The 26259-nt window shown below is 59.8% G+C and carries 21 protein-coding genes and 2 CRISPR repeat arrays; of the genes, 12 read left to right on the top strand and 9 right to left on the bottom strand.

Translation table 11 applies throughout. From position 1 onward, the window contains the following. Positions 1-172: 172 nt before the first annotated feature. Both AC5RK6_RS06575 and AC5RK6_RS06570 read left to right on the top strand, forming a co-directional pair. Positions 173-1243: a 3-isopropylmalate dehydrogenase gene (locus AC5RK6_RS06575; RefSeq protein WP_435730939.1), complete on the top strand. Its 1071-nt coding sequence runs from the start codon at positions 173-175 to the stop codon at positions 1241-1243. Between the two features lie 30 nt (positions 1244-1273). After that, the gene (locus AC5RK6_RS06570; protein WP_320757876.1) at positions 1274-2416 is read left to right on the top strand and encodes a branched-chain amino acid aminotransferase; all 1143 of its coding nucleotides are present in this window, start codon (positions 1274-1276) and stop codon (positions 2414-2416) included. Positions 2417-2472: 56 nt separating this feature from the next. On the opposite strand, the gene AC5RK6_RS06565 is transcribed toward AC5RK6_RS06570, so the two are convergent. Further along, positions 2473-3480: a diacylglycerol/lipid kinase family protein gene (locus tag AC5RK6_RS06565; protein WP_320757875.1), complete on the bottom strand. Its 1008-nt coding sequence runs from the start codon at positions 3478-3480 to the stop codon at positions 2473-2475. 159 nt (positions 3481-3639) lie between these two features. On the opposite strand from AC5RK6_RS06565, the gene AC5RK6_RS06560 reads away from it, so the two are divergent. Further along, a complete protein-coding gene (locus AC5RK6_RS06560) occupies positions 3640-4629 on the top strand; it encodes an aldo/keto reductase (protein WP_320757874.1) in 990 nt (329 codons plus the stop codon). Between the two features lie 374 nt (positions 4630-5003). Beyond that, entirely contained in the window at positions 5004-5318 is a 315-nt protein-coding gene (locus AC5RK6_RS06555; RefSeq protein WP_284901116.1) for a hypothetical protein, read from the top strand. A gap of 218 nt (positions 5319-5536) precedes the next feature. On the opposite strand, the gene AC5RK6_RS06550 is transcribed toward AC5RK6_RS06555, so the two are convergent. The 5 genes from AC5RK6_RS06550 to cas6e all read right to left on the bottom strand — a co-directional run bounded on the left by AC5RK6_RS06550 (position 5537) and on the right by cas6e (position 11764). Next, a complete protein-coding gene (locus tag AC5RK6_RS06550; RefSeq protein WP_284901117.1) occupies positions 5537-5785 on the bottom strand; it encodes a helix-turn-helix domain-containing protein in 249 nt (82 codons plus the stop codon). Positions 5786-5836: 51 nt separating this feature from the next. Further along, a CRISPR array of direct repeats spans positions 5837-6842; the repeat unit is 29 nt; unit sequence GGAATTACCCCCGCTCGCGCGGGGAAGAG. A gap of 147 nt (positions 6843-6989) precedes the next feature. Next, the gene (gene cas2e / locus AC5RK6_RS06545) at positions 6990-7454 is read right to left on the bottom strand and encodes a type I-E CRISPR-associated endoribonuclease Cas2e (protein WP_320757873.1); all 465 of its coding nucleotides are present in this window, start codon (positions 7452-7454) and stop codon (positions 6990-6992) included. 7 nt (positions 7455-7461) lie between these two features. After that, a complete protein-coding gene (gene cas1e, locus AC5RK6_RS06540) occupies positions 7462-8406 on the bottom strand; it encodes a type I-E CRISPR-associated endonuclease Cas1e (RefSeq protein WP_320757872.1) in 945 nt (314 codons plus the stop codon). Between the two features lie 2 nt (positions 8407-8408). Then, a complete protein-coding gene (gene cas3 / locus AC5RK6_RS06535; protein ID WP_320757883.1) occupies positions 8409-11090 on the bottom strand; it encodes a CRISPR-associated helicase Cas3' in 2682 nt (893 codons plus the stop codon). Beyond that, positions 11090-11764 (bottom strand): type I-E CRISPR-associated protein Cas6/Cse3/CasE, encoded by a 675-nt coding sequence (gene cas6e, locus AC5RK6_RS06530; RefSeq protein WP_320757871.1) that lies wholly within the window; start codon positions 11762-11764, stop codon positions 11090-11092. Before cas6e ends, cas3 begins: the two co-directional genes overlap by 1 nt. A gap of 251 nt (positions 11765-12015) precedes the next feature. Here cas6e and AC5RK6_RS06525 point away from each other — a divergent pair, with 251 nt between their 5' ends. Genes AC5RK6_RS06525 through cas5e form a run of 4 tightly spaced genes read left to right on the top strand, consistent with a single transcriptional unit; the run spans position 12016 to position 16136 of the window. Next, positions 12016-13638 (top strand): type I-E CRISPR-associated protein Cse1/CasA, encoded by a 1623-nt coding sequence (locus AC5RK6_RS06525; protein ID WP_320757870.1) that lies wholly within the window; start codon positions 12016-12018, stop codon positions 13636-13638. A gap of 2 nt (positions 13639-13640) precedes the next feature. Beyond that, on the top strand, positions 13641-14282 hold the full coding sequence (gene casB / locus AC5RK6_RS06520) for a type I-E CRISPR-associated protein Cse2/CasB (protein ID WP_320757869.1): 642 nt from the start codon (positions 13641-13643) through the stop codon (positions 14280-14282). A gap of 23 nt (positions 14283-14305) precedes the next feature. Next, positions 14306-15418: a type I-E CRISPR-associated protein Cas7/Cse4/CasC gene (locus AC5RK6_RS06515; protein WP_320757868.1), complete on the top strand. Its 1113-nt coding sequence runs from the start codon at positions 14306-14308 to the stop codon at positions 15416-15418. Continuing rightward, complete coding sequence (cas5e, locus tag AC5RK6_RS06510; protein ID WP_320757867.1) at positions 15411-16136, top strand: type I-E CRISPR-associated protein Cas5/CasD; 726 nt, start codon at positions 15411-15413, stop codon at positions 16134-16136. Before AC5RK6_RS06515 ends, cas5e begins: the two co-directional genes overlap by 8 nt. Positions 16137-16335: 199 nt before the next feature. On the opposite strand, the gene AC5RK6_RS06505 is transcribed toward cas5e, so the two are convergent. Continuing rightward, complete coding sequence (locus tag AC5RK6_RS06505) at positions 16336-17376, bottom strand: iron-siderophore ABC transporter substrate-binding protein (RefSeq protein WP_320757866.1); 1041 nt, start codon at positions 17374-17376, stop codon at positions 16336-16338. A 134-nt stretch (positions 17377-17510) separates the two neighbouring features. Here AC5RK6_RS06505 and AC5RK6_RS06500 point away from each other — a divergent pair, with 134 nt between their 5' ends. From AC5RK6_RS06500 to AC5RK6_RS06490, 3 genes are read left to right on the top strand one after another with little or no spacing between them, the layout of a single operon-like run. Beyond that, the gene (locus tag AC5RK6_RS06500; RefSeq protein WP_320757865.1) at positions 17511-18623 is read left to right on the top strand and encodes a FecCD family ABC transporter permease; all 1113 of its coding nucleotides are present in this window, start codon (positions 17511-17513) and stop codon (positions 18621-18623) included. Continuing rightward, complete coding sequence (locus tag AC5RK6_RS06495; protein WP_320757864.1) at positions 18620-19765, top strand: FecCD family ABC transporter permease; 1146 nt, start codon at positions 18620-18622, stop codon at positions 19763-19765. The genes AC5RK6_RS06500 and AC5RK6_RS06495 overlap by 4 nt, the downstream gene beginning before the upstream one ends. Before the next feature lie 2 nt (positions 19766-19767). Beyond that, positions 19768-20592: an ABC transporter ATP-binding protein gene (locus AC5RK6_RS06490; protein WP_320757863.1), complete on the top strand. Its 825-nt coding sequence runs from the start codon at positions 19768-19770 to the stop codon at positions 20590-20592. Here the strand turns inward: AC5RK6_RS06490 and AC5RK6_RS06485 are convergent. Together AC5RK6_RS06485 and AC5RK6_RS06480 are read right to left on the bottom strand one after the other, a co-directional pair. Continuing rightward, positions 20589-21449, bottom strand: coding sequence for a YggS family pyridoxal phosphate-dependent enzyme (locus AC5RK6_RS06485; RefSeq protein WP_435730938.1), 861 nt, complete (start codon positions 21447-21449; stop codon positions 20589-20591). The two genes, AC5RK6_RS06490 and AC5RK6_RS06485, sit on opposite strands and share 4 nt — an antisense overlap. Before the next feature lie 177 nt (positions 21450-21626). Continuing rightward, positions 21627-24398 (bottom strand): DEAD/DEAH box helicase, encoded by a 2772-nt coding sequence (locus AC5RK6_RS06480; RefSeq protein ID WP_320757861.1) that lies wholly within the window; start codon positions 24396-24398, stop codon positions 21627-21629. Positions 24399-24566: 168 nt separating this feature from the next. Here AC5RK6_RS06480 and AC5RK6_RS06475 point away from each other — a divergent pair, with 168 nt between their 5' ends. Next, positions 24567-24857, top strand: coding sequence for a hypothetical protein (locus AC5RK6_RS06475; protein WP_320757860.1), 291 nt, complete (start codon positions 24567-24569; stop codon positions 24855-24857). Positions 24858-25004: 147 nt separating this feature from the next. Then, positions 25005-26252: direct repeats of the CRISPR family, unit length 28 nt; unit sequence CTCTTCCCCGCACAAGCGGGGGTAATTC. Positions 26253-26259 lie beyond the last annotated feature (7 nt).

Genomic DNA, 26259 nt, shown 5'->3' with positions numbered 1-26259 from the left:
TTGCCTCCAGAGATTCAAGAATTCAATTCTACGAGGAGAGGAGCGCCGGCTCCAGGAGACGTACCTAACCTCCCGAAAGAGCGCATCTCCACGCTGTCACCCCACACGGGAATATCTCATATAGTGAGAGATTTGGTCTCACTAGCTGGACGACTCTCGTATACTCATCCATATGCGCGCCTCTATTAATCTTGCTGTTATTGCCGGAGATGGCATCGGTCCGGAAATCGTGCCCGAAGGACTAAAAGTGCTACGCGCTGCGCTGGTAGAAAGTGGCACGGAGCTGAGCGTGACCCCCTATAGTATCGGGGCGCAGCGCTACTTGGATACCGGGGAAACCCTGAGCGCTGCGGATCTGGAGGCGCTGGCCGGTCATGATGCCCTGCTGCTCGGCGCCATTGGGGATCCACGGGTGCCCGCCGGAATCCTCGAGAGGGAGATCCTGCTGCGGCTACGCTTCGCCTTTGACCACTACGTCAATTTACGACCCAGCGTGCTCTACCCCGGGGTTCCCACCCCGCTGGCGGAGCCGGGAAATATTGACCTAGTGGTGGTGCGCGAGGGAACCGAAGGCCTGTACTCGGGCAACGGAGGCAGTGTTCACCGCGGTATGCCCACCGAGGTGGCAACGGAAGTATCGGTAAACACCGCTCACGGAACTGAGCGTTTGGTGCGTTACGCCTTCGAGCTGGCCGCATCCCGGCCCCGCCGCCACCTCACTCTCGTCCATAAAACCAATGTGCTCGTGCACGCGGGTGGGCTGTGGCAGCGCACCGTGAACCGCCTGGCCGCGGAGTACCCGAGTGTAAACGTTGATTACTGCAATGTGGATGCTGCCACGATTTACCTGGTGACCGACCCGCAGCGTTTCGATGTCATCGTGACAGATAACCTCTTTGGCGATATTCTGACCGACGAAGCCGGGGCGGTAAGCGGGGGCGTGGGGCTTGCGGCGTCGGGAAATATTAACCCGGAAGGCGACTTCCCCTCCATGTTCGAACCGATCCACGGGTCAGCGCCGGATATTGCGGGGACCGGGAAAGCGGATCCGACGGCGACAATCGCCTCCGTGGCGCTCATGCTGCGCCACCTCGGGCTGGTGGGGTCGGCCGCGCGTATCGAGGCGGCTATCAGGGCGGATATGGAAGCGCGCGCCGCGGCCGCGGCCACCGGAGCGCCGTTGTACCGCACAACCACCCAGATCGGTGATGCTATTCTCGCCGCTATGGAAGATAACCGTTAAGGATCACCACCAAGAAAGAAGGACTCAGGTATGAGCGTTCCGAGCACTCCGGAAGAACTGGAAGCCGCCGCTACCACTCCCGCGCCCGCGGATAGCCTCGCGGGGCGGTTCGTTGTGCACCCGAATGAGCACCCGGCCAGCGAAGAAGAGGTGAGCCAGGTCCTGGCCAGCCCCGGTTTCGGCCGCTACTTCACCGATCACATGGCACGGGCAACATGGACCGCGGAAAAAGGCTGGCATAACCACGCCATCGTGCCCTACGGGCCGCTCAGCCTGGACCCAGCCGGCTCGGTGCTTCACTACGGCCAGGAAGTTTTTGAAGGCCTGAAAGCCTACCGGCACGCGGACGGATCGCTGTGGCTGTTCCGGCCCAGCTACAACGGGGCGCGTCTGAACTTCTCCGGGCATCGGCTCGCTATTCCGGAGCTGCCGGTAGATGATTTCGTGGCCTCGCTGGTGGATCTGGTGCGCCAGGATCGGCGCTGGGTTCCGGGAGCGGAGGGCGAATCTCTCTACCTGCGACCCTTCATTTTTGCTTCGGAAGCTTTCCTCGGGGTGCGGGCGGCCGCGGCCTACGAATACATCGTACTTGCTTCGCCGGCGGGGGCGTATTTCCCCAACGGTTTCCAGCCCATCAAGGTGTGGGTAGAGCCTGATTACCACCGCGCCGGCCCCGGGGGTATGGGCGCGGCGAAAACCGGCGGGAACTACGCCGCCTCGCTGCTGCCCAAGGTCACCGCGAGCGCGGCCGGCTACGATGAGGTTCTTTTCCTCGACGCCGCAACCGCCACGAACCTCGATGAGCTGGGCGGGATGAACGTCTTTGTGGTCTATGCCGACGGTAGCGTGGCCACCCCGAAACTTACCGGCAATATCCTGCCCGGTAATACCCGCTCGTGCATTATGCAGCTGCTGCGCCGCTCCGGAGTTGAGGTACGCGAAGATACTCTCGCTTTGCGCGATGTGGTGAGCGGTATTCAGGACGGGAGCGTGGCGGAAATGTTCGCCTGCGGGACTGCCGCCGTAGTGACTGCCATCGGCCAGCTCACCGGGGAAGATTTCAGCGTTGAGCTGCCTACCCACACCGTTGCCCAGCGGATTTACGAAGAGCTCACCGGCATCCACAACGGTACTCGCGAAGATCCCTTCGGGTGGATGTATCGGATCGCTTAGCGGGGTTGGGCGGCGTTACGCGCGGCGCTGGGGTGAGCGACGCCCGCGGGGTTGGGCTAGTTCGTTTTGTGCTTCTGGGCTCGATACTGGCGCGGCGGCGGGACGAGGAAACAACCGGCACCAGCGGCCACCGTCACGGTGAGCGGAGTGGGGAAGAGGTCTTCGCCATCGACCGCCGGAATAAGGTCGGGCATCTCCAGGCGAACACTGTTTACCTGGATTTGAGTGACGATATCTTGCAGTTTGGAGAAATTTCCGGTGTAGATATTGCGGAGGTTGCGAGCCGCGGTGCGGCGCGATACCGGGCCGACGACGGTAAGTGCCAGCTTGCCGTCACGCGGATCCGCGTGCGAGCACATTCGGATCCCGCCTCCGTAACTGCGGGTATTGCCAACCGCGCACAGGGTAGCTTCTAGGGTGAAGGGTTCGCCGCCGTCGATGCTCAAGGTGAGTGGGGTGGTGCGCATGGCTGCGACTTCGGCAAGAACCGCGAGGAAATAGGCGGCCGAACCTCCCGGCCACCGAATCTCCTTCGCCCGCGCGTTAATGCGGGTATCGATACCCGCGGCGAGGATTGAGGCGAAATAGCGGCGCTCGGGTTGGGAAACACCGTTTACTTCGCGGGTGGCCAGGCCAAGGTCGGTCATCAGTGTATATCCGGATGCGATGACCCGGGCCGCTGCGCGCACATCGAGGGGAATGCCCAGGCCGCGCGCAATATCGTTCCCGGTTCCGCCCGCGACTAAGCCGAGCGGCTTGCCGGTGCCGGCCTGCTCCTGCACGATGAGATTCGCCAGCCCGTCCCCGCCGCAGGCCACCAGGGCGTCAATGCCGGGATCGGCCAGTGCTGCCCTGGCGTTCTTACGAGTTTCCGCGACGGTGGTGGCGTAGTTTCCTACCACATCAACGCCATGTTTGAGCAGTTCGGCTGTGATATGGGCAGCTAGAGAAGTGGCGCGGCCCTTTCCCGCGGTCGGGTTGGTGAGGAGGACGACGCGGCGGATCTGGCGCTGCCCCTCCGGATAGCCGTTGTGCTGGTGCTGCTGCGCCGCAGAATCTGACATAGTGGCAAGCCCTCTTTCCCTCGGTGGTGGTGGCGCGCTCCGAGCCTCATGATTCCCTGCCGGGGCCGCGCCCGAAAACACCGCTCACAGGTGAGCACTGTTCCCTTATCGTAACCGAGCTACGGAACGCGCGCGCTCGGTGTCCGCTAGGCTGGCGGTATGACAATGACGTATCGCCCGGTAGGGAAGTCCGGCCTGATGGTATCCGCCGTCGGCATCGGTGGTAATAATTTTGGCCGCGCCCACACACGAACCGAAACACAAGAAGGCACGAATGCCGTCGTGCGGGCCGCCCTTGAAGAAGGAATCACCACCTTTGACCTTGCCGATGTGTACGGCAAAGAACCTGGACTTTCGGAATTAATGTTCGGGAGGGCGCTGCGGGAAGCGGGTGAGCGGGCCCGCGACGTCGTCGTGATAACAAAATTTGGTATGGATATGCGGGGGCGCAACGGCGCGGATTACGGGGCGCGCGGTTCGCGACGCTACGTGACGCGGGCTTTGGAGGCATCCTTGCGCCGGCTCGGCGTGGAGGCGATTGACCTGTATTTTTATCACACGCCGGATGGTGTGACGCCGCCCGAGGAGACGCTCGAGGCGCTGTCGGATGCGGTGCGGGCGGGAAAGATTCGGTATTACGCGACGTCGAACCACGCCGGCTGGCAGCTTGCTGACGCTTCGCACCTGGCGGCTGCTCGGGGGCTTGTGGGCCCGATTGCTACAGAGTCGCATTACAACTTGATTGATCGGCGCGCAGAACTCGAGGTGGTTCCGGCGGCGCAGCGGTTCGGCCTGGGAATTTTCCCGTATTTCCCGCTGGCAAACGGGTTGCTGACGGGTAAGTATCGGCGCGGTGCGGCTCCGGAAGGCTCGCGGATTGCGCACTCGAAGGCGGCACTGCTGGAGTCCACGGACTGGGATCAGATCGAGGCTTTTGTTGCGTTCGCGCAGGGGCGCGGCTTGACGCCGGTGCAGGTGGCGATGTCGTGGTTGGCCGCGCGTCCGTGCGTGGCCTCCGTTATTGCCGGTGCGACGACGCCGCAGCAAGTCCGCCAGAATGCAGCCTCCCTGGTGTGGGAGCCGAGCAGTGCGGACCTAACTGAGCTCGACGCGATTTTCCCGCCGCCGGAGAAAATCGCGCTCTTTTAGGGCTTGTGGGGGTGGCCGTCGGGCTTGGAAGATTGGCAGAAGTTCTCATGTGTGTTGGTTTTCCAGGTTCGCCTCCATCGACTAGGCTCGTAGCGAGCGGTTTTCCACGCCAAGGCGTGGGTATTTCAGGGTCTAGTGTCTTGCTTAGGCAGGCCGCTTTTCCCCGCGTGAGCGGGGGTAACAGTACCTCTTTTGCGTCATTGTTCTTGTGTTTAGCTTCGCATTAGCGGAAGGGTTTATTATTTGAACGGGTCAAGGGTATTGGTACTGTACTTTCTTTCTGGTAGTCTCGTTTCATCTCAACGAAAAGGGAGTGTGGGAAAGTGAGCTGACCGAGGGTTTCTTCCTTTTGAGTAGATAAGGACATCTGGATTATGCCGAAGAAATTTGATCAGGAAGCTAAGGATCGTGTTATCCGCCTTGTTGAGAAGCGGATCCTCGCCGAGAGCATATCCTTACAAGATGCTTGCAAGGCTGTGGCACCCAAATTTGATGTTTCGTGGCACACAGCCCGCCGATGGGTTCAGCAAGCCCGTAAGGACGGGCCGGTCAGGTGGGTGGAAGAAGACGTGCTCGCGGAGAACATGCGTCTACGCCGGGAGAACCAAGAACTACGCGACGTCAACGAACTCCTGAAAGCCGCTTCGGCTTTTTTCGCGTGCCAGGCAGGGCACCCGCATCAGAAATAATCACGGCCATTGGCAAGTAGGCGGTTGACGGTGTGGTTGTGAATTAATCATAGGTGTGCTGTTTGGGGAGTTTCCATGACAATCACGGCACACTGGTTAAACCTGTTTCACTCTCGAAATCCACGAGAAATTGCTTTGGAATACGCTTGCCTGAAACATGGTTATATAAGCGCTTACGCTATCAGTTTCTGACTTAGTAGTCACCAGATGCGCTTGCATCAGTCATTCCGGTTTAACGCGTTCTTGATAATTTCCCGCTTGCGCGGGGAAGGGTTACTGTCGCTTGCGTGAGGTGGCGCGGGCCACTGCATGAGCGCGGCGAGGTCATCAGCGACGCCGGGCGGGATAGGATCACGTCCGGATTCCCAGGCGCGCAGGGTGCGGGGTGAGACGTCGAGGGCCGCGGCGCATTGCTTTACTGATAGGTGCAGGCGGCGCCGGCTAGCGGCGAAAATGTCTTTATCCATGGTTCAATGCTACTTATATACGGTGATAGGGCACCGTAGCGCCCTATCAATGGAATTTCCCCCGCTCGCGCAGGGAACAGACCACGCCCAAGCGTGGCTACGTGTCATGGGTGGAATTACCCCCGCTCGCGCGGGGAAGAGATTCGGTACCCTGCCGGAGACCAATCTTTCTGGGAATTACCCCCGCTCGCGCGGGGAAGAGCGCATTGCGCCTGTAACGGTATTCTCTTATGCCAGAATTACCCCCGCTCGCGCGGGGAAGAGGGCCGCGATACTCCGAATTCCGGCAGATGCCAGGAATTACCCCCGCTCGCGCGGGGAAGAGGCCGACCAGGTGGAGCAGCGGAATCGCGAGATGGAATTACCCCCGCTCGCGCGGGGAAGAGTCGTCCATAGGTCGCTAAAGAATCCCTTAACGGGAATTACCCCCGCTCGCGCGGGGAAGAGTAAGCCTGCTCATCATGAAGTGACATCTTCACGGAATTACCCCCGCTCGCGCGGGGAAGAGCGCGCGGCGCCCGCATCGCCGTGCAAGGCGTAGGAATTACCCCCGCTCGCGCGGGGAAGAGAATTGTTGTTGCCGTAGTAGGCGTCGCCCACGGGAATTACCCCCGCTCGCGCGGGGAAGAGTGAACCGGATCCGTTCCTGTTGTGCTTCAATCGGAATTACCCCCGCTCGCGCGGGGAAGAGGGTATCGTCCCGGACGGCTTCAACGTGATCGTGGAATTACCCCCGCTCGCGCGGGGAAGAGAGATCGCCGAAGAGCTCGCCATTAACACCGACGGAATTACCCCCGCTCGCGCGGGGAAGAGCGCTTGCGCCATCCGCAGAGATAGGGCAGCGTGGAATTACCCCCGCTCGCGCGGGGAAGAGTATTCACGCTCAAATTGAACGGCGGGCATTTGGGAATTACCCCCGCTCGCGCGGGGAAGAGCTAACCCCCTCACCTGGATTACCCTTGCAATTAGAATTACCCCCGCTCGCGCGGGGAAGAGAGGCATTGCCGCGCTGCGCCATGCTCGAAACAGGAATTACCCCCGCTCGCGCGGGGAAGAGTCCGCCTGACCTGGTTGTTTATCTGCGGCGGACCCGGAAATCGCAATGGAACAGAGTTCCAGATTTGCGGCTCGCCGGGAGATGCGCCGGTGTGCTGGGCACAGCAACCACGTCAGTTCCCACCCCTCAAATTTAGCTTATTTCGCCCTACCTATCTTTATCGGACACAGGATCGTGCTCTCGATGATCCCGTTTGACTATAGTGACCGTGCGCTTGCGAACCCGGCTTCTCCGTTCGCGATGAATCGGTGCAGCGCTAACCGAATCAGGAGAGCTGAGCGAAGCACCTGGTAGATCGACGTCAACTGCTTCCGTAGCAACTGCATCCTCCGCACCCGTCCCGATAAGTAGCATGCCGTCCAGATCAAGGACTGGGCGACTGCCGGTTCCCGTACTGCGCAGCACGAAGCCTTGCTCACGGGCGGCGTCGTTATAAATAAGAGTGAGGCTGCCGGAACCAGCGGCGGATACGGCACGTTCCCACAAATTGTCCCGCACTCGCGCGGAAACAACTCCCACGTATAATCCGGTGGTAACCTCGGAAAGAAACCTGCTCAAGTATCCGCGCAGGTGATCTGGGATGGCGACCGCATTAACAACAACGAACAACACAGCCTCCTTATCCGTACTGGATGTGGCCGGCGACTTCGACGTTATTACCGGAGATGAGTCGGTCGTCGTCACGTGCGGGGAGGAAAGGCTGGAGGATGTCCATGATGGTGGCGAGCATATCGGGAAGAATTCGGTGCTCCACGATAGCTCTGCGCACCGCTTTGCGGACCGCCGTCATGGGGTCGTCTTCGCGCGCCGCCGCGAACACCAGAGGGATCGTCACGCTCGGTTTGTACAGATCCGCGAGATCAAAAAGTAAGGAGCGCGCATCACCGCGGTGAATAATCCCCAGCGCCGGGTTGATCCCCAGCGCCGCACACACGGAAGCTGCGCACCCGTAGAGTATTGAATTCGCCAAGTTCAGGCCGGCATTGACCGGGTCGTCCGAGGAAGTATCACGTGCGAAGCTCCCGGTTCCATATTTTGCTGCCATCGTGCGGTAAGTATTGCGCATGAGCTGCCCCTCCAGCCCGCGCATCGTTGCAATAGAACTACCAGGCGCATTCTCCACCCCCAGCTGCTTTTTGTAGAGCACCAGCGCGGCTTCGCGCTGCCGGGCTTCATTACTCGCCAGCCGGGCTTGTGCAATGGCCCATCGTGCGCTCGAGGTGAGCGGCGTGGCGTGGGTATACAGGGGCACGCCTCCTCCGCCGGTGATAAGAACGGTGGTTCCCGCACGGGCACAGGAGGTCAGCGCTGCGCTAGAAATTGAGGTTCCGGGGCCCAAGGTAAGCACTGCTAACCCGGCTACCGGGAGTTGGATCGCCCGGGCACGGGTGCCTTCCAAGGATCCATTCTTCCCTTCCCGGCCGGCATCGTAGGCCACCACGCCCGTGCGCGATTGGCGGATTTGCACGTATTCGAGGTAGAGGAAGGAGACCCGGTCCTCAAGGCGCACCTGCTCGCTCGCCTTGATAGTGCGGAAGGCCAGAGCCTCATCTGAGTAAGCCATGTTTACTCCTTCCCGGTGGCGGACTGTGCCGGTGCGCCCGAGCAGTGGGGATCCGGAATGCTACCCGGCACAACGAGCCCGATGAGCGGATCGTAATGAGCTGCGCCGTCGTTTAAAACGTGGTAGCGGCAGAGTAGCGACGGCGCATTTTCAAGCGATGTCGCATCCGTAAACAGTGTTTTCGCACGACCCGTAACCGTGACCGGAACGGACGCACGCAAAGCGCTGCGTATGCCTTCACGGTCACTGCCGCGCAGCTTCCCCAAATCTTCAGGGGCACCGGTCCACGCGCCGGGGATAATATCCGGATCACCGCATACAATCAGGCGGGTGGTTTCTACTTCGATGAGTCTGGTTGAGCGCTCGTCCCCGAGGTTTTTATCACGCTGCGTCATGGCAGCGAAGGATTTCACCTGGGAACTTTCGCTCAGGCACTCCTTCATATCGTACGTAGCGTTCCGAGCGCGGATTGCCGCCAGCGATTTCTTCGCGAATTCATTGAGTTCATCGGGTTTATCTTCCTCAATATCCGCCAGCAGCAGGGTGCCAGTATCTACAAATTCCTGGCAATCCTCCGGGATTCGGATGTTGTTGTGTTCTTTGAGCCATTTCTCCACGCGCGCAAGTTCGCTGGCTAGGTACGGTAGCTGTTGCCCCTCGCTGCCATTAATAGCGACGACGGACACTCGCGGCCCGCTCAGTCCCGGCACTCGGGTGGCGCGGTTCGGATCGGCGGAACGCCACAGGCGCCCGGCACGCTGAATGAGGGATGCGGCCGGGCATAGCTCGGTGCGAAGCAGGTCGAGGTCAATATCTAGGGAGGCTTCGATTGCCTGGGTTCCGATAACCGTGAGCGCCGCGCCCGTGCTACCCGAACCGATTTCGTGTTCGAGGAGTTCAGCGTTACGACGGCGATGCTCAGCTGTCATGCGGGAATGGAGGATAACAACGTTGCCCTCGGCGGCGAGCGCTCGGGTGAGTTCCTGGGCACGCGCAACTGTATTGCACATGACTCCGATGCGGGCCTGGGGGTAACGCCGCCGCTGGTCACGCACCCAATCGCGGTGCGAACTAACGAGCTTGCAATACTTTTCGGCACTGCGGTCAATAGTGAGGGTACGGGGCGGGCCGTCGGGGCGAATACTCCGCAGCTGGGTTCCGGTGGTATCCAGGTTTTCCAGGAGGGGGAAGTGCGCTTCGCCTTGCGGGGGTTGGCCCGTATACGCCTCGAGGTAGGTGGCGCGTTGAGCGGAGGCGAGGGTGGCGGAAAGGAAGGTGACCCGGGTGTTCGTGGCGCGCAGCCAGAGCAGAAGGTTGCTGAGGAGACCGCTCTGGTACTGATCGAGGGTATGGACTTCGTCCACAACAACGTGGGCATTGGCCAGGGCGAGGAGCCGCAGGTGTGTCCATTTTGCTGGTAGGGCGCCCAGAAGTGCCTGGTCCACTGTGCCGACGCAGACGGGTGCCAGGAGGCGGGAGCTTCCGGAGCGAACGAAGTCGGTGGGGAAAAGACCGGCTGTGCTAGTGCCGTGCCCCGCGGAGGTGATGCTGGCTTTGCCCGGGGCTTCGCTGCGGTCATTCCCCATGGTGACCGGTTGATTATAAAAATCTTCGGTGGAGGCGAGGGAATGCGCGAGCGAAGCCACATTTGGTGTGCCTGCATAGTAACGCTGGATACGCCGCATGAGCGCATTCGAGGTAGCTTGGGTGGGAAGCAGGAAAATAAGGCGTTCGTTCGCGGTGGCGTGTCGGAGTAGAGCCGCTTCGGTTTTGCCGACGCCGGTGGGGGCCATGACATTCCAGAGTCCGCAGCCTACCCGGGTGGCTTCTTTCTGGAGCGGGCGCGGGGTGCGCTTTCCGAGGATTGCCCGCTGGCTTTGCTCTGTGGATTCCCAGCCGTGATACACCCCAACGGTTTCTTCGACGCGGGCACGGGCGCGGGCGCGGCATGCGGTGATCCACCCGGTTGGGTCATCAAGGGTGAGTTTCCCGGCCGCGAGGAATTCCTGCTGGGCGGCCACCCATTCGGTTCCCGAGGCAATGCGGTCGGCTAGCACGGTGAGGCCGGAGAGTAAGATTGTTGCGGTGGGCGAGAGTTCAGCCTGGGTTATGCCAATGCCTTCTTCCAAGCAGGAGATAAGATCATCGGCGAGGGCAAACCAGCCGGTTTCTTCCATGTCTTCGAAAAGGTAGTTGGTCTCTTCACTGTTCCAGGATGGGGTCTCGAAATGGCCATGATGGCCGAGTGCTGGGATGTATTTCCACGACGGTACTGCATATGCATCGGGAATGATCGCCTTCCGATGCAGTAGCAGCGCTGACATTTTCTGATGGTGGCGGATATCAGGAGCGTAATCCTCACAGAAGTTTCGAGACCACTCGGAAATGTCACCAAGTTGAGGTTCGTTAGTACGGAGCGCGGTCCGAATCTCATCCCACTGCGGCCCCTTCTGGGTTTGCTGGTATTGGAATACCGGACAGGCTTTTCCTAGGTCATGAGACCCGGCCACCCATTCCACCACTTCCCGTTTTCCCGCAGGTCCGAGAACTGTGCGCAGACCGGGCCTCAGCCAAGTTTCGTAGAGGACTCCGGCAGTAGTTGCGGTATCCAGCAAGTGGGCGAGAAGTGGGTAGGACGTTTCCGTACCGCGCTGCTTTGCCCATACGTTGGGGTGCGTGCGCATCACGATAGTGCCTGTATGGAGAGAAGCCCGCAACCGTAGCTTTTCGCACGTCCAACCCCGTTGGTTTGGGCGGTGAGTAGTGCTTCGCTATCTCCCACGGTGGCAACTCCGTTGATCGTATCGATCTGGACGGCGCGTTTGTTTTTTCCCGAACCGGTGGTGAGAATTTCGCGCCGCGCGTCAATGATCTCTGTATTCGTGAGGGCGGGGGCTAGTTTTGCGCTCAGCCATTCAGAGAGGCTTGGGACCCCAGGTTCAGATTCCTCACCGTCAAGCGGAATTGACCGAGTTCCCCCGGTTCCAATGCGTTGAATCGCATTGATTGCGATGCGGAACGAAACTGGAGTTCCAGCCGGGAGTTCCTTGAGTTCAACCTCTTTCATCGCGGCCTCGTGGGGGAGGTTGAGTTGCGGAACCGGCTCGCGGGATTGGATAAGGAAGAATGGGGCATCTCCGGGAACGTGATCCAAGCGGAAAAGAATCCCCATCTCCGCCCGGGGGTGTTCCGCGCCGGTCTGTGGGAAGAGTGCCATGATCGCGCGGTGGCGTACTTGCGGATCCTTCAGTGTCCATCCGCGCTCTGGCTTGTGCAGGGCCACGCGTGAGAGAAGGGTATGCACCGGTACTTTTGTTAAGAAGATCGGTTGAGGTTCCGATGTGTGTTGATCTGCCATATTCGTCTCCGTCGACTAGGCTCTTAGCGAGCGGTTTCCACGTCTAGCGTGGGTATTTCAGGGTCTAATGGATTGCCTAGATAGGCCGCTTTCCCCGCGTGAGCGGGGGTAACAGCGTTTTCGAGGCTGGATTTCTCCCTTATCTTGAGTTTCATATTAGCGGAGAGAACCGTAAATGTAAAGACGGGTCAAATGGATTGACAACGCCTTCTTCTCTTGTTAGTCTCGTTTCATCTCAAAGGAGAGGAAGCATGGAAAAAATCAATGCTTTGACGGACATTCCGTTACTGGTTACGCTACGCGGACGATTATCGGTTCGTGATGCGCTTCTCGATGCTCATATTCTAAAAGGGTCCTCCGACAAAAAAATGGGCCGCGAACCGGTGGTCCTGGATAAAACTGTCCCGGGCTATGTGTATGGTGCAGAGTTGCGACTGTTAGCGGCGGTCGTTGCCGTGGTTTTAAGGCAATCTAATCATGCTCATGGGGATCCATTCCGGATCGACTGGGAACGCATTCTTTCGGAGGGTCTTGAACCCGAGGCGATTGACAAAGCTATTGAAATACTCGCACCGGGGTCTTTGTTATTCGATGACCGGCAGCCGTTTATGCAACGGCCCGTTGAGCCGATGCGTAATGCGAAAGATAATGAGCGCAAACTCGGAAAAGGGGAGCTGCGGCTCAAGAAGTTGTTACCTTCCATGATCTCCGACCAAGGTGAAGAATTCTGGAGTCTGCTGACACAGCGTGACACTCTTTCCCTGGAAGATGCCGCGCTTTATCTTCTCGCCTATCACTGCTATTCGCCGGCTGGAAATAACTCTTATGCTGGTCAAAAAGCTGAAATGGGAAGTCCTGGTTTCCATTTTGTCGGCGTAGGCATGACGGCTACCGAACTGATCTGGGAAGGCTCGTCGCTTCTTCATACGCTTTTAGCGATGATCCCACGCTCGTGGGTAGAAGGCGACGGTTTACCAGCATGGGCAGATCGAACCGGATCTCGGGGTGGGACTGATCATCCACTATGGCGGGCTACCTGGTCATCCAATAGTGCTGCCTGTTACTGGGAGGATAACGAGCTCGCCGGTGTGCGCATCGGTGGCGTTCCACCGGCGTGGGTGCCCCCAGAAGCGGGAGCAACGAAAGAGAGCCGAAAAGCTTATTGGGTTGAGCGCGATCAGAGCGATCCCTTCTACCTGTATTTGCCTAATAAGTCCGGCGAGTTAAAGGCTCAGCGGATGGACGTAGGGAGGGATGCGACGGATCTTGCGGTGGAATGGGCCGCACGCGGCAGACTGGCACAAGTGGCCGAAGCACATGATCGCATTGTTTCCTCCTCTGACTGTCGGTTGATATTCATCCGCCATTACATCGAAGGGACCGCTTCTTCTCCAGTTATCCGTTCCTCGCGGGTTGATGTGGCAGATCCGCAGCTATGGGCTTTCGGGCTATCTGATCGAGCACAGGGCCAAGTACGGCGCCATGCAGAGTTCATCCAGGCTCTGCACTATTGCGTGGTCCAACCTTTCCGACGCGCACGCGGGGCAGCCTCCGTTGCCTCTAATGGAATGCCCACCGTTCTTGACTCGCTTGAAAACTATCGGGATTCGGCATCGGATATTTTCTGGCGTGCGATCACCCGCTCCTATGAAGATTTTCTTTCTCAAGTGACAACCGCTGAGCGGCGTCCTGAAGAAATCCGTGCGGCTCGCGGCGGGGCTGCTCAGGTTGCGCTCGGAGCTTTCAATGAAGCTATTGCACCCTATCGGGGGCAAGATCCGGCGCTCTTCGCGGCAGTTTATTCGAATGTTGCTCGTCATATTCGGGCTGTCACAAAACAATTTGATGTTCCCACGGCTTATGAGGAGAAATAACAATGACGCAGATAGATACCCCGCAACGGGAGCCTTGGAAAGCGTTGCTGCTTGAAGTTACAAAATGGGCTAAAGAGAAAAAGACTAATCCTAGATCTCGTGCTGCGTGCGCTGTGATTCGGCAAGGGGCAACGCCGTTCACTCAAATGCGTGCTTATCCCTATGTCCTACCCGCGGTGCCCGAAGATGCACGCCCCGAGCAACGTAATGCCTTGCTGCGGGTGGCAGCCCTGGCCGCGGAATATGACCGGGTGCCTCATTCCAGTGAGGGTAAGCGCCGCAACAGTTTGGGTCGGTGGGCATATCGCGTGGCAACCGCTGAGAACAAAAACGGACGCGCACAATCAGTTTCACCAGATAATCCAGGAATGATTGCCGCGCGCCTAGCGTACCTACATACCCAAGATATGGAAGAAGCAGCCCGATCCATCAAACGAATTTTTGATGTGGCATCAACGATTCCGGGTCCGGTTCCTCCTGTCAATTATTTCGATATTGCCGATACGTTGATGCGCTGGGGGAACGGCCTGTCACCTCAATCTCAGCACATTCGAATGCGAGTAATAGAGGAATTCTATTCCGCACCTCAACTTGCGGTTTCGGATCAACCTGAAACCGTTCCTGCCAAAGCTTCTGAAAACTAAAACCATAACCGAGAGGACCAATCATGTACCGTCACCTAACCCTGCATTTCCTTACTCCGATCAGCTACTCGAATCTCAACCGTGACGATTCAGGAACCCCCAAGCGCCTCATGGAAGGCGGCGTTCTCCGCGCCATGCATTCCTCGCAGGCCATCAAACGCGGTGCACGCGTTGCTTACGAAAAGGCCAGCCTTGACGTTTCAGTGCGTTCTGGCAAGCTTGAGGAAGTTATTCGCGACGCCGCACTCAAGCTTTCCCCCGATCTGGACCCGAAGAAAACCCTGACAAAGGCTCGCGCTCTCGTCGGTCAATTCACCAAGAAGCAGGCGAAAGCCGATGCTGATGATGGTGCGGGAGCTGCTGAAGCGGATCGTTCGATCTGGTTGAGTGGGGAAGAGATCCAGGTTGCGGCGCAGGTCGTGGCCGGCGAAGTCGATCCTGATACGGAGTTCGTGCTTAACGGATGCACCGGTTCCCTCGCCATTGCCGCTTTTGGGCGTATGTTTGCGGCGAAACCTGAGAAAGGTACAGAAGCGGCACTGAGCGTATCACCTGCGGTGACCACCCACGCTGCCACCATTGGCACTGACTATTTCTCGACTGTTGACGATATCCGTGAGCAGAATAAGTTCACCGGGGAAGAATCCCGCAGCGGGGCTACCTACCTAGGGATCAGCCAATTTACCAGCGGTATTTTCTACCGCACGGTGACCATTGATCGCGAACAGCTCCAAGCTAGCTGGACTGCTTTCGGCAAACCGGAGGCAGAGGAAAACCTACGTCAGATGATTACCGCTCTTATTTACGGTCAGCCGCGCGGTAAGGAGCATTCCACGGCACCGTACACGCAGCCCGTCGTCGTTCTTGCTGAAGAGCAGCGCTACCGCTGCGCCTACAGTTTTGAAACACCGGTGAAGGCTAACGATTCCCAGGGTGGATTCCTGGAACCGTCTGTCCGGGCTCTCGGAGACCAATTCCATGCTGCTCGTCGCTTCGATCCCGATAACTTCGGGAGTGCACTGGCCCTTAGTGGAACGTTCCCCCAGCTAGAAGAGCTGTTTGGGGTGGAACCCACGTCAAAGAACGGCCTTGTTGACACGGTCGTAGCGTGGATCTTGGGTGGCCAGAATGAGTAATCCAACATTCCTGCGTCTAGCGAGTCCCGTGCAATCTTGGGCGGGGCCGCGAGTGACGGGGAACGTGGTCAACTCGGAGCCTCGGCCTACACGGTCCGGTCTCCTTGGGCTCCTCGCGGGCGCTTTAGGTGCTCCGCGCGAACAATGGCCAGAGTGGCTGGAGGGAGCTGATTTTACGGTACGGGTTGATCGTCCCGGCTGTTTCATCAATGAATTCCAGACCATTAATCCCCGTGCTACTAAAAGCGGCCTCCGCAACGACGAGCTCGAGTTCCGAACACGCCAGTTGTGGATCCGGAAACAAAGTGATTCCGATAAAAACCTGGCTTTCACCCCGGATCAGCAAAACTCGAACGCGGTCATCCGCCGCACCTACCTGGCCGGAGCCGAGTTCCTCGTGCGAGTCACCTGCCCGGGGCATCAGGAGGAGGTGGATGCCGCGTTGCGCAGTCCTGCTTTCGTGACCTACTTGGGGAAGAAAGCCTTTGCGCCGTCGTTCCCGTTCTATCTGGGACGCGGCGAGGATGACATGCTCAACCGGATCCCGGTGTGTGACCCGTCTTTTGAGAAAGCGAAAAAACAGGTGTGGACCTATTCGCGGGCCCCACATATGCCCGATAGTGGGCCGGGGGCATTGCCCGGCACCGCGAGCATGGTGGACGTGGTGACCGAACGGAAAGAATGGCTCAATCGGGTAGCTGAGCTGCTGGAACGCTAGGTTCCGTTGCGTCACGGCGCGAAGTGGTCGCGAATGCCAGCATGTCGCGACTGTGAACCCGCCCGCGCGCCACAGTGTGACTTCGCCCCACAGAAAAGCCCCGGAAAGATCACCCATATGAGTGGTCCTTCCGGGGCGTTCTGTGCCTATCTATGCGCAGGCCAGTAGCGGGTAACTTAGGCGGTTCGCCGCGAGGATGCTACTTCGCAGCCTTCTCAATAAGCGGCGTCAGCTTATCCAAGGCCCACAGCTGCGCGGCCGGGGTGCCCAGGGAGAACGCATTGGACAGGTCACCGTCCACCACGAAGGCATGACCGGCGGCAACCGCCGGAACCTTCTGCCAGGTGGCGTCGTCGGTAATCTGCGCGGTATCAATGAAAATCGGGAACGCGGCAATCAGATCCGCGTCAATCGCATCGAGCTGCTCGGCGGAGAGCTGCACGGCAAAACCGCTATCGGCAGTGGCCAGCTCCTGAACCTTCGGGTTCTGCACGAAGCCCAGCTTCGTCATGAACTCCAGGCGAGTATCACCCTTCAGGTAGGCGCCCCAACCCTCAGAAGTCTTGGTTGCTACCGTCACCGACTTACCCTTCCAATCAGGGTGCGCGGCCGTGACCTCAGCGAACTTCTTCTCCACCGCATCCAGCTGCGCCGCGGCAGCCTTCGGCTTACCCAGCGCCGCACCAATCATGGTGACCTGGTCCTTCGTGGAGGTAAGCCAATTATCCGCGCCCTCCGGCAGCGAGACCGTCGTTGCAATCTGGGAAAGCTTATCGTGGCGTTCCTTATCGCCCGACGTCTTCACATCGAGAATAAGATCCGGCTTGAGCGCCGCGATCTTCTCATAGGAAAGCTCCATGGTGCCCAGAATCTCCGGGGCTTTCTCATAGGATTCGCTCACCCAGGGGCCAACGCCATTACCACCGAAAGCCAGCCAGTCGGCCGCGCCCACCGGCTGCACGCCCAGCGAGAGCGCCACTTCGGCATCGCCCCAGCCCAGAGCGACCACGCGCTGCGGGGCTTCCTTGACGGTAACGGGACCGAACTTCGTGTCAATCGTCGCGGGGAACACGGCCTCGGTTGCGGCGCTCCCGTCTGCTGCGGAGCTTGCCGCCGCGGAGGAGGAGGCAGGGGACGCCGAGGAATTGGCAGAATCATTACTCTTCTGAGAACCGCATCCGGCAAAAGCCAGGCAAGCCACCAGGACGGTGCCTGCCCACGCGGTCAGGGACTTCTTCATAACTTCCTTTCGTGGATGCCGCACTCGCGGCCGAACACACCTGCGGCTGCGGTGGTCGTGTGGTTGTCACTGAAACCACAGATGCCCTATTAGGATACGCTGACGTTGTTTAATTGGGGTAGCCTGTTCTCGTTATGAACAGCACTGTCCACCACCGTTTTTCGGTACGACGCCGCGCCTGTCCCGCCCCCGCGCATTCCGAAGACAACCGGAACCCGGACCGGGCCCCCGCGGCCCCCGGCCGTACCATTGCGCGCCGGCGCTCCGCGGCTCTTATCGCCGGAGTGATCGCTGTTCTTGTACTGGCAATTCTCTCCATCTGCATCGGCGCCCGCCCCATCTCCCCGGGAACACTGTTTACTATTCTTTCCGGCGCAGACCGCGATTCCATGGACGCGCAAGCAGTGCTTACTTTGCGCCCGCCGCGCACCATCGCAGCTATTGCCATCGGCGCAGCCCTCGGGGTTGCGGGCGCTCTTATCCAGGCAATTTCGCGCAATCCGCTGGCGGAGCCGGGAATCCTCGGGGTTTCGGCCGGCGCCGGTTTTGCGGTCACCCTCGCCATCGCGCTCGGGGGCATCAGCCGGCCGAGCATGTACATGTGGTGGGCGGTGGTAGGTGCACTCGCGGCTACCGCAGCGGTTCTCCTTATCGGATCGCACCGTGGGGGTCGTGCGGAACCGGTTCGTCTCATCCTGGCCGGGGTGGCGCTTTCTGCTGTGCTCAACGGCACCGTGGGGGTGCTACGCCTCGCTGACCCGCGCACCTTCAACGAAATCCTCGTCTGGACGGCCGGCACGTTGGAAAACCGCCCCTGGGAGGTGATTCTGCCGGTCCTCCCGCTTCTCGCTCTCGGGCTCATCGTGGCCGCCGCACTCACCCCGGCTCTCAATATCATCGCCCTCGGTGACGATACCGCCCGCGCCCTCGGCGCGAACGTCACCGCGATTCGCCTGGCCGGTATTGCGGCGATGACGCTCCTCACCGGCGGGGCGGTTGCTATTGCCGGCCCCATCTCTTTCATCGGGCTCATGGCACCGCACGCCATCCGTTCCTTTGCTGGCGCGGATCAACGATGGGTCGTGGGACTGTCCGCGATCTGGGCGCCAGCCCTGCTCCTGGCCTCGGATATCCTCGCGCGCATTATCCTCCCCAGCGGTGAACTTCCCGTCTCCGTGGTGAGCGCTTTCCTGGGTGCCCCGGTTCTTATCTCCCTCGTCCGCCGGCGAAAGGCTTTCGCGCTATGAGTATGTTGCCGCAGCCTGCGGCGCCCAAGTCCACAGCCGCGTATTCCGCCGCGCCGTATACGAGTGCCGCGCCCCAGTCCGCTCCCGAAGCGCCAGTAACCGCCCGGTCCAGGCGTTCTCGCTACTCCGCTATACGACGCCGCCGCCGTTCCCGCCTGGTTGCGGCTGTGGTGAGTCTCGCCCTGCTGGTCGGCGGCTTCGGCGCCCTGCTCCTCGGGGACTTACCCCTGAGCCTGGGCGAGGTGGCCGCCTGCTTCACCCCGGATTCGATACGCGCGGTTGCCGCAGGTGAGGGGAATTTTGCGGCCCAGGTGGTTCTGACGTGGCGCCTGCCACGGATCCTCGCCGCCGTGGTTTTCGGGGCAGCGCTCGGACTGTCGGGTGCACTCTTCCAAATTCTGACCCGTAACCCGCTCGGTTCGCCGGATATTATCGGCTTCAATGCTGGTGCCTATACCGGCGTTATTCTCACCCGGACATTCCTCGTGGGCGGAGCCCTTGCCGTGAGTGTGGGCGCGTTGGCAGGTGGCGTCGTCGTCGGAATAATTATTTATGTGCTGGCCTACCGGCATGGCGTGTCCGGATTCCGTCTCATTATTGTGGGGATTGGTATGACGGCGATGCTCAGCGCGGCGAATACCTGGCTGCTGTTGCGGGCTTCGGATGAGGTGGCGCTGAGCCTTGCGGTGTGGGGCGCGGGAACGCTCGGGCAGGCCTCGTGGGCGAATGTGGGGCCGGCGGTGGTGATTCTTGGGTGCCTGGTGCCGTTGGTGGTCTGTTGCGTGCGGCCGTTGCGGCAACTGGAATTGGGCGACGACGCCGCAGCTGCGCACGGCTTGCCGGTCGAGAGGGCTCGCCGGGGGATCATCGCGGTCGGTATCGCTTTGACGTGTGTGGTGACGGCGGCGGCCGGACCTATTGCTTTTGTGGCCTTGGCTGCTCCGCAGGTGGGGCGGGTGACGGCCGGGCGACGCGGAATTTCGCTCGTGCATAGCGCGTTGGCGGGTGCCTCGATTTTGTTCCTGGCTGATCTGTTTGCCCAATTTGCGCTAGCTCGGCCGGTTCCGGTGGGTGCGATTACCACGGTGGTCGGTGGCCTCTACGTGCTGGTTGTGGTGATATCGCAACGGAAGGGGCGATAAATATGCGCGAGAACGTAAATGTGTATGTCGGTGCTTCTGCCGGTGTGGCGCGGCTGCGCGGGGAGAATCTGTGTCTCGGTTACGGCGATGTGGCGGTGGCGCGGGATCTGAATGTGGTGATTCCGGATGGTTCGTTCACGGTTATTGTGGGGGCGAACGGGTGCGGGAAGTCCACGCTGCTGCGCGGTTTGGCGCGGTTGCTTTCGCCGGCGCGCGGCCGGGTGCTGCTGGATGGACGGGATATCGCGGCCTTGGGTTCGCGGGATTTCGCGCGGGAACTGGCGTTGTTGCCGCAGTCGCCGCATATTCCGGAGGGGATTACGGTTGCCGAGCTGGTGGGCCGGGGGCGTTATCCGCACCAGGGTTTGTTTGCGCGGCCTTCGGCGCGTGATGAGGAGGCGGTTGCTCGGGCTTTGGCTGCTACGGGCACTGCGGATTTCGCCGACGCGCTGCTGGGGGAGCTCTCGGGTGGGGAGCGCCAGCGAGTGTGGGTGGCGATGGTTCTGGCTCAAGATACACCGATTATTTTTTTGGATGAGCCGACGACGTATTTAGATATCGCCTACCAGATTGAGCTTCTGGACTTGTGTGCTCGCCTGAATCGGGAGGGGCGGACTTTGGTTGCGGTTCTGCATGATTTGAATCAGGCGGCGCGTTATGCCACCCATGTCATCGCGATGAAGGATGGGCGTATTGCCTTTTCGGGTTCTGCTGCTGAGGTTTTCACTCCCGAAAATATTGCGGAGATTTATGGGCTGACCGCTGTGGTTATCCCGGATCCGGTGACGGGCACCCCGATGGTTGTGCCGGTTTCGGCAGGGATTTAGGCTGCGGGCCGGGGTCCGAAGATGGCGCTGCCGACGCGGACTTGGGTGGAACCTTCAGCCACGGCGATACCCATATCGTGGGTCATGCCCATGGAGAGTTCCCGCACGGTGGGGTGCTCGCCTTGGAGCTTGTCCCGAAGATCGCGCACGAGGGCGAAAGAGTGGGCGATGTCCCGCACATCAGTGGTATTGGCTCCGATCGTCATGAGACCGTCTACCCGCAGATGGGGGAGCTGCGCAATCTGGCCCACAAGTTCTTCTACCCGCTCCGGGTCGGCCCCGTATTGGCTGGTCGCTCCGGAGGAATTGACTTGCACGTAAATAGAGAAGGGACCGCGGGCGTGGCCTTCTTCGCGCAGGCGGCCCTGGAGTCGGTTGAGGCGCTGGGCTAATTTGAGACTGTCCACCGTTTCGATGCAATCGGCCAGTTCGAGGGCCCGCCCGGCTTTATTGGATTGCACGTGGCCGATGACATGGGTCCAGTGGGGCGGGTTTCCGGCACTGGACGGGGCGGTACCGCTGCCTTCCCAGGTGCTGGCGTCGTGGATGAGGCGTGCCGATGATTCCACATCCGTTCCGGGTATTGCGAGTTGGGCTTCTACCTCCTGGAGTTGTTGGATGAAATTCTGGCCCATGAGGCGGGAGCCGGCGGCGAGTGCGGCGCGGATGGCGGTGATGGGCTGGTGTTTCACCACGATTTGGAGCCGAGCGGTGCCCAGCGGTATTCCTGCAGCTTCTTCCGCTCCACGCAGGGCGTCACGCACCAGGTTGATGCGCCCGGGGATCTCCTCCGCGGTCGGGGTAACGCCGGAAAGTTCAGCAAGGCGAGCAAGCTTGTCATGCTCCGTATATGTCATGGTTTGTGTCAACTCCACAGGTATCGGGTATCCGCCGTTGTTTATAGTAGGTCTCTGTGCCGCGAACTGGTGACATGGTCTCAGAACTGGTGGCATGGTTTCAGAACTGGCGCATTGTTCACCGAATTCGCATATATCCTCATTACCGGGGTAGCGGTGGCAGGTGCAGTAGCTGCCTCATAGTTCTCCCACGCTAATAATGTCGAGGATGGCGTGCCCGGCTTCATCGCTTGCCTCAAGGTCCACGACTGCCCAGAATCCCCAGGAGTTGTCACCTGCGCCGTCGTCAAAAACTTGACGCACTAACCAGGCGCGCAGGCGCCCGGTTGCAGAAGTCAGGTTGTCCATCACGCTATCCACGTGTTCCGCAGGGACGCCGGCGGTGATGAAGTCGGCTCGGTCGGGGTGTTCCAGCATGGTGACGAGTTGGGCGGAACGCGCTTCGGGCCCGATGCCGATTTCCTGGTAGGAATCGAAATAGGCGTCGGTAGCATCCATCCAGGTGTCGCCATCCCAGACCGGCCCGCCCACCCAGAGCGGGATGCCATCCCCGCGGGCCACTCCGGCTCCGTCATCCAGGGCCGCGCGATCAAGCCAGTCGAGATTTTCGTGCGCCACGGCTTCCACGAAGCGGAAAAGCGCATTGCGGATGGAGACCCGCAGTGCGTGTGGGCTGCGCGAGAGCGTGACCTTGCCATCCTCATCCGCCCCGAAAGCGCGCTCGCGGGCGCCACCTGCGCTGCTGTCAAGATTGGCGATCTCCGTGGCGGTGATACGGCCATCGCGCAGGGCTTCCCATTCGTCCAGCAAACTGGAATCCACCGAGCGCACCAGGCTTCCCAGCCAGTTGGTCATGTCTTCAAGATCCGGGGTGCGGGCTTCCAGGGGAACGGTTTGGCGCAGCGCTTTGTAGGTATCTGTTAGGTAACGCAGCAGGGTTCCTTCGGAACGGGCCAGGTCATAGCGGGAAATAAACTCAGAGAAGGTGATCGCGTTTTCGATCATTTCCCGCACGATGGACTTGGGGGAGAGCTGGAAATCATCCACCCAGGGGTTGGTCTGCCGGTAGATTTGAAGCGCCGCGCCAAGTTCTTCCGCGAGCGGTTGCGGCCAGGTTATTTTATCTGCTTCGGCCATGCGTTCGTCATAGCCGATGCCCGCGGCTTTCATGCGCCCGATGGCGCGCCCACGCGCTGCGCGTTCCTGCGCGTACAGAACCTGCATGGGGTTATCCTGAACCGCCTCGATAACCGAAATAACATCGAGGGCGTACTCCGGACTATCCGGATCAAGGATATCCAGCGCGGCCAGCGCGAAGGGTGCCAGCGGCTGGTTCAAGGAGAAATCATAGGGAACTTCACGCGTGTATTCGATGGGGGAGTGCCCCGGATGCTCGGCCATCCATTGCGGAGTGTGGTGGATGATCACCCCGGCGCGCTCCAGAGACATATAAATGCGGGTGGCTTGGCGAATCAATTGATTCGACGCTGTGCGCGGTTCGTGATTATCCGTGAGTAACTTGGTGACGGCCGCCACGTTATCCCCCGGGCGCTGGAACAAATTGAGCATGAGCGAGTGGGAGACCCGCATCTGGGACGTAAGAGTTTCCGGAGCGGCACCCTTGAGATACTCAAAAGTTTTTTCCGACCACAGCACCGTATTTTCCGGGGGTTTCTTCTTTTGAATGCGACGCTGCTTGACCGGATCATCCCCGGCGCGGGCCACCAGCCGCGCATTTTCAATTTCAAATTCGGGTGCTTGCACGATCACATCACCCTTAGTATCGAATCCGGCCCGCCCGGCCCGTCCCGCGATCTGGTGGAATTCACGCGCGCTCAGGTGGCGACTGCGTTGGCCATCAAATTTAGCCAGCCCGGTCATCACAACAGTGCGAATAGGCACGTTAATGCCGACCCCGAGGGTATCTGTACCGGAAATAACCGGAAGCAGGCCCGCCTGCGCTAGTTTTTCCACGAGCCGCCGATAGCGGGGGAGGAGGCCCGCGTGGTGCACGCCAATACCGGAACGGAGCAGCTTAGAGAGAATTTTCCCGAAACCGGGACCGAAGGAAAAATCCCCGAGGGCTTCGTGGATGCGGGCTTTCTGTTCCTTGGAAACGAGCGCGTGGGTGAGGAGAGCTTGGGCCTGCGCCACCGCTTCCCGCTGCGAAAAATGCACCACATATACAGGCGCCCGATGCGTGGAGGTGAGTTCCAGGAGGAGTTCGCCGAGCGGCTGATAGGAATAGGAGAAGGACAGTGGTACCGGCCGTTCCGCGTTACTCATAAGTTCGACGGCGCGCCCGGTGCGCTTCTCAAGATCCTCTGCCAGCCAGGTGGTATCCCCCAGGGTCGCGGAGAGGAGTACTTGCTGTGTGTGGGTGAGTTCCAGAAGCGGAACTTGCCAGGCCCAACCGCGCTGCGGATCGGAGTAGTAGTGGAATTCATCCTGGACCAGCACGCCGATATCCGCCGCAGCACCATCACGCAAACTGAGGTTCGCCACGATTTCCGCGGTGGCGCACACCACGGGAGCGCCGGCATTAATGGTGGAATCCCCGGTCACCATCCCCACGTTATCGGCACCGAAAACATTGATGAGCTCGAAAAACTTTTCCGACACTAAAGCCTTGAGAGGCGCGGTGTAATACGCGGTTTTTCCGCGCGCGAGCCCGCAGAAAATGGCGGTGAGTGCGATGAGTGATTTCCCCGAGCCGGTGGGTGTGGAAACAATCATATGAGCATCATCAATAGCGGCGAGCAGCGCTTCTTCCTGATGGGGGTAAAGCGGCCGCCCGGTGCTTTCCGCCCATTGGGTGAAAGCCTCATAAAGCGCATCATCAGGCGGGTTGAGCCCATACTTATCCTCCAGAAGGTCCAGGGCAACATTGAGTTGCGGACGAGGGCGCAGCGCCGCGGCCCCGGGCTGATCTGACTGTTGTGAACTCATGACTTAAGGGTGCCACACTCCTACGACATAAAAATTTGCCGGAACTGATGGCGAGGTGTGCGTCCAGTAAATTCTGGGGAAAGATAGCAATGTGACCGCGTTGGATCTTTCCTGTGCAGACGGGACTCGCGCGCTGTATCTACTGCGGGTACCGGCAGTCTCACTCTTATGTACGACGACGCCGCCCGCGAGCAGAGCTTTTCCCTGCACAGTACGGGTACCGGCAGTCGCCTTGTTTTTGATTTGGATGGCATGCTGGTTATTGGGATGGGTGTGAAGGATGCGGCTGACAAGGAAACGGATGCTGCCACTCCGCTAGGGAGGTCGGCAGGTTCTATCGATTCGCTCCTCACCTCGCCGATTCATCGTGAATGGAGGAGTCGGGTTAACAAGCCTACTGTCACTATCATCAAACACGCTAATCGCGAGAGCGGCCCTGTGTGCGATGAAGATGGATGAGGTGAAATAAGCTAGATTTGAGACGTGGGAACTGGTGTGGTTGTAGTATCCGGCGTACCGGCACATTTCCCGGAGAGCCGCAAATCTGGAACTCTGTTCCATTGCGATTTCCGGGCCCGCAACCGATAAACAACCAGGTCAGCCAGTCTCTTCCCCGCACAAGCGGGGGTAATTCCCAGTACCGGCCCGCACATCCGCCTCGTGAATGCTCTTCCCCGCACAAGCGGGGGTAATTCCCAGTACCGGCCCGCACATCCGCCTCGTGAATGCTCTTCCCCGCACAAGCGGGGGTAATTCCTTCGGTTATGTAATCCGGTTTCTTAGAATCCGCTCTTCCCCGCACAAGCGGGGGTAATTCCTATTATCGGGGGCCGCAATATACAGCCACCGCCTCTTCCCCGCACAAGCGGGGGTAATTCCTTTTTCCCAAAGCTCCGTTAGGTCGTTAGTCCCTCTTCCCCGCACAAGCGGGGGTAATTCCAAATCGCCGGTTAAGTTCATCGGGAATAATAACTCTTCCCCGCACAAGCGGGGGTAATTCTCACCACATCAGACACCACCATCTGACCCATCGCTCTTCCCCGCACAAGCGGGGGTAATTCCGCGGCCATTAAGGTAGCGCAGGGCATCATGACCTCTTCCCCGCACAAGCGGGGGTAATTCTAAGCTCCGGCAGTCGCGGCTCGCGCTGCTTGGCTCTTCCCCGCACAAGCGGGGGTAATTCTATATTAAGGCCGCGGCGAATGGTGACCCGCGCCTCTTCCCCGCACAAGCGGGGGTAATTCCCACAGCGGCCGCACTCACAGTAAACGGCCTTACTCTTCCCCGCACAAGCGGGGGTAATTCCTGTCAGGTTAGCTACCCGCGCCGGGCGGGTAGCTCTTCCCCGCACAAGCGGGGGTAATTCCTCCTCACCCGCTCCGATACCGCCGGCGATGATCTCTTCCCCGCACAAGCGGGGGTAATTCTAGCCCGGAAGGGAAAAAGAAGCTTAATAAAATCTCTTCCCCGCACAAGCGGGGGTAATTCCGCTTGGAGTCGGCAGTTTAATGATGCTGCTGCCTCTTCCCCGCACAAGCGGGGGTAATTCCGCTTGGAGTCGGCAGTTTAATGATGCTGCTGCCTCTTCCCCGCACAAGCGGGGGTAATTCTTTTTCCTTTTGTTTTGAGCCGACCCCTTGAGGCTCTTCCCCGCACAAGCGGGGGTAATTCCCGTTCCAGAGTGGATTAGCAATGCTATCGAAACTCTTCCCCGCACGAGCGGGGGTAATTCTGAGCTAATCAAAGAGCCGCCCGCTATTGTGCGCTCTTCCCCGCACGAGCGGGGGTAATTCTGAGCTAATCAAAGAGCCGCCCGCTATTGTGCGCTCTTCCCCGCACGAGCGGGGGTAATTCTGAGCTA

It is taken from the genome of Actinotignum sp. usb-actsch-213 (assembly GCF_059085665.1).
Note: the sequence above shows the minus strand (reverse complement) of the source record. Positions and strands in the feature narration are given on the sequence as shown.

What these genes read in the sequence shown, in the direction of transcription:
- AC5RK6_RS06480 (WP_320757861.1), bottom strand. Translation starts at nt 24,398, where the DNA reads ATGAGTTCACAACAGTCAGATCAGCCCGGGGCCGCGGCGCTGCGCCCT.
- AC5RK6_RS06575 (WP_435730939.1), top strand. Translation starts at nt 173, where the DNA reads ATGCGCGCCTCTATTAATCTTGCTGTTATTGCCGGAGATGGCATCGGT.
- AC5RK6_RS06485 (WP_435730938.1), bottom strand. Translation starts at nt 21,449, where the DNA reads ATGACATATACGGAGCATGACAAGCTTGCTCGCCTTGCTGAACTTTCC.
- cas5e (WP_320757867.1), top strand. Translation starts at nt 15,411, where the DNA reads ATGAGTAATCCAACATTCCTGCGTCTAGCGAGTCCCGTGCAATCTTGG.
- casB (WP_320757869.1), top strand. Translation starts at nt 13,641, where the DNA reads ATGACGCAGATAGATACCCCGCAACGGGAGCCTTGGAAAGCGTTGCTG.
- AC5RK6_RS06565 (WP_320757875.1), bottom strand. Translation starts at nt 3,480, where the DNA reads ATGTCAGATTCTGCGGCGCAGCAGCACCAGCACAACGGCTATCCGGAG.
- AC5RK6_RS06490 (WP_320757863.1), top strand. Translation starts at nt 19,768, where the DNA reads ATGCGCGAGAACGTAAATGTGTATGTCGGTGCTTCTGCCGGTGTGGCG.
- AC5RK6_RS06570 (WP_320757876.1), top strand. Translation starts at nt 1,274, where the DNA reads ATGAGCGTTCCGAGCACTCCGGAAGAACTGGAAGCCGCCGCTACCACT.
- cas1e (WP_320757872.1), bottom strand. Translation starts at nt 8,406, where the DNA reads ATGGCTTACTCAGATGAGGCTCTGGCCTTCCGCACTATCAAGGCGAGC.
- AC5RK6_RS06525 (WP_320757870.1), top strand. Translation starts at nt 12,016, where the DNA reads ATGGAAAAAATCAATGCTTTGACGGACATTCCGTTACTGGTTACGCTA.
- AC5RK6_RS06505 (WP_320757866.1), bottom strand. Translation starts at nt 17,376, where the DNA reads ATGAAGAAGTCCCTGACCGCGTGGGCAGGCACCGTCCTGGTGGCTTGC.
- AC5RK6_RS06475 (WP_320757860.1), top strand. Translation starts at nt 24,567, where the DNA reads ATGTACGACGACGCCGCCCGCGAGCAGAGCTTTTCCCTGCACAGTACG.
- AC5RK6_RS06550 (WP_284901117.1), bottom strand. Translation starts at nt 5,785, where the DNA reads ATGGATAAAGACATTTTCGCCGCTAGCCGGCGCCGCCTGCACCTATCA.
- AC5RK6_RS06560 (WP_320757874.1), top strand. Translation starts at nt 3,640, where the DNA reads ATGACAATGACGTATCGCCCGGTAGGGAAGTCCGGCCTGATGGTATCC.
- AC5RK6_RS06495 (WP_320757864.1), top strand. Translation starts at nt 18,620, where the DNA reads ATGAGTATGTTGCCGCAGCCTGCGGCGCCCAAGTCCACAGCCGCGTAT.
- AC5RK6_RS06515 (WP_320757868.1), top strand. Translation starts at nt 14,306, where the DNA reads ATGTACCGTCACCTAACCCTGCATTTCCTTACTCCGATCAGCTACTCG.
- cas3 (WP_320757883.1), bottom strand. Translation starts at nt 11,090, where the DNA reads ATGCGCACGCACCCCAACGTATGGGCAAAGCAGCGCGGTACGGAAACG.
- AC5RK6_RS06500 (WP_320757865.1), top strand. Translation starts at nt 17,511, where the DNA reads ATGAACAGCACTGTCCACCACCGTTTTTCGGTACGACGCCGCGCCTGT.
- cas6e (WP_320757871.1), bottom strand. Translation starts at nt 11,764, where the DNA reads ATGGCAGATCAACACACATCGGAACCTCAACCGATCTTCTTAACAAAA.
- AC5RK6_RS06555 (WP_284901116.1), top strand. Translation starts at nt 5,004, where the DNA reads ATGCCGAAGAAATTTGATCAGGAAGCTAAGGATCGTGTTATCCGCCTT.